This is a genomic window from Arthrobacter sp. Hiyo1 (genome assembly GCF_001263615.2).
GTDB lineage: Bacteria > Actinomycetota > Actinomycetes > Actinomycetales > Micrococcaceae > Arthrobacter.
Genome location: NZ_DF952471.1, coordinates 115,094 through 117,380, shown reverse-complemented (window position 1 = coordinate 117,380; position 2,287 = coordinate 115,094). Strand labels below are relative to the sequence as shown.

The 2,287-nt window shown below is 64.8% G+C and carries 3 protein-coding genes; all 3 read left to right on the top strand.

The window, feature by feature from the left end:
- The coding region (locus AHiyo1_RS12080; RefSeq protein WP_253257300.1) for a Gfo/Idh/MocA family protein at positions 1 to 621 on the top strand (621 nt) is incomplete at its 5' end.
- 135 nt (positions 622 to 756) lie between these two features.
- A complete protein-coding gene (locus tag AHiyo1_RS12075) occupies positions 757 to 1,428 on the top strand; it encodes a hypothetical protein (RefSeq protein ID WP_059388726.1) in 672 nt (223 codons plus the stop codon).
- Positions 1,429 to 1,561: 133 nt separating this feature from the next.
- Entirely contained in the window at positions 1,562 to 2,113 is a 552-nt protein-coding gene (locus AHiyo1_RS12070; protein WP_059388725.1) for an RNA polymerase sigma factor, read from the top strand.
- Positions 2,114 to 2,287 lie beyond the last annotated feature (174 nt).

Here is a 2,287-nt window from a genome sequence, read left to right as displayed (position 1 = left end):
GACGCCGGGACGCTGGGCGACGTGATGCGCTGCGAGGCGTCAATGGAACGGTGGGCGCCCGAAATCAGCAAGGCGTGGAAGGCCGGCGCCACGGCCGACGACGGCGGTGGGCTGCTCTTCGACCTGGGAACCCACCTGCTTGACCTTGCCCTCCAGATGTTCGGTCCCGCCGAAGTCATCCATGCCGAAATCCTTGCCCGAAGGCCCCGGGAGAAAGCCGACGACGACGTCTTCCTGGTCCTTCAACACGCTTCCGGAGTGCTCAGCCACGTCGCCATGAACGTCAACAGCCAGCTTCACGCACCGCGCTTCCGCATCCTGGGGAGCAAGGGTGGATTCGTGAAGTTCGGAATCGACCCCCAGGAACCGTTCATCGTGGCGGGCGGCCGGCCCACGGATGGCGCCTACGGCGTCGACGATCCGCACCACTACGGCACCCTGGAAATCGACGGCGTGCGGACCACGGTACCCACCGAGCGCGGCGCCTACCAGGAGTTCTACCGGATCCTTGCGGAGAAGATCGCCGACGGCGGTGCCGCCTCCGCTTTGCCGCTCCCCGTGGATCCGGCCGGGCCAGTCGAGGTACTCAAGCTGATTGAGCAGGCCCGGACACTCGCCTGAAAGTTTTTTGGATCGGGCGTAACTTCGCCGGGACCGCCAGCGATGTAGGGGGAGTGTGGGCAACGTCCGCACTGATCATCCAGTAGCGACAAAGCCGCTGCCGGAGTAGTCCCAAAACGTTTGTCGGAGGGTTTCATGTCCTTGTTCACTGTCCTTGCCACTAGCAAAATCGCCGCCGGCGTCCTCGCTGCCGGAGCTGTAGCGGTTGGCGGAACCGGCGTCGCAGCCTTCAACGGAGCACTTCCCAACGATCTGCAGAAGAGCGCCCACGAGCTGCTCGGCGCCCCGGCTCCGGTAGCGTCCAAAGCAGCCGAGTCCGCGCTGTCCAAGACTGCCGACGCGTCCCAGACGGCAACGTCCAAGGCAACTGACGCCGCTGCCGATGCCAAGTCCAAGGCCACGGACGCCGTCGACGACGCAAAGTCCAAGGCCGCAGCGGCAGCCGCTTCAGCCAAAGCCACCTCGCCTGAGGCATTCGGCCTCTGCACCGCCCTCCTCAACGGCGGCCTGAAGGCTGACGCCAAGGTACCCGGTTACTCCTCACTGGTAGTCGCCGCTGGCGGCGAGGCCAACGTCAACGCACACTGCGCCACCGTCGTGAGCGAAGGCAAAGCCGCCGGCCTGAACGCTGACGGATCTGCTTCCGCCAAGGCCGACGCCGATGGAAACGCCGCAGTGCCGGCCGTACCGGCTGTTCCCGCCGTGCCGTCTGCACCGGCCGTTCCTGCTGTACCGGCCGTCCCGGCTGTGCCGTCCCACGTGCCGACCGCACCGGTGCACGTGCCGTCCGATTCTGTCAGCCCGTAACACTGCGGCTACGCTTGAACGGCGGGGCTCCTTGGCTAAATGACAAGGAGCCCCGCGACGCAACAGACGGCGGCAGTGGTCATTTCCTAGGCCAGGGACGATGACCGTGCTGCGTGGGATGGAGGGGTCGCGGGTGCTTGACCCTTTGGCTGACGAATATTTGCAGGCGGACGAGGAAGATCCCGCCCTGCTCTTCACGGCTGCCTACAACGAATTTTCCGGACCGGTGTTTGGATACCTGCGAGCCCGCGGCGTAGACGATCCGGAAGCAGTTACCCAGGACGTGTTCCTGGCCCTCTATCCCAAACTGGATTCCCTCCGCGGAGGTCTCCAGGGAGCCAAGACCCTCCTCTTCTCCATAGCGCACGCGCGAATGGTGGATCACTACCGGAAGCGGGAACGCACCCCTGATTCCGCGCCCTATGAATCCGATCTGGATTCGCGGCGCGCGCCTTCGGCCGAGGACCAGGCATTCGGGCATGGCGCAGGCCTGGGTGTAACCGAGCTACTGGCGGACCTCAATCCCGACTACCGGGAGGTCCTGGCACTACGGGTCGTGGCGGACCTTTCGTTGGAAGAAACAGCGGACATCATGGGCAAGTCCCAAGGAGCCGTGAAGCAGTTGCAGCGCAGGGCATTGAGTGCACTGAGAGAACGTGCACTACTAAGGAATGGCACATCATGAGCGAAAAATCCGCATCCTTCGGCGAGCAAGGCGTTGACCGCCTGCTTGCTGAAGCCGGGCTCGACGAAGCGTACGAGATCCGGACCGAGCTGCTGGAACTGCGCGCCCTTGCGAGCACCCGGCCGCAGCCATCGGCGGCTGTGCAGGCTTTGATGGCACCTGCGGGCGTTGCGG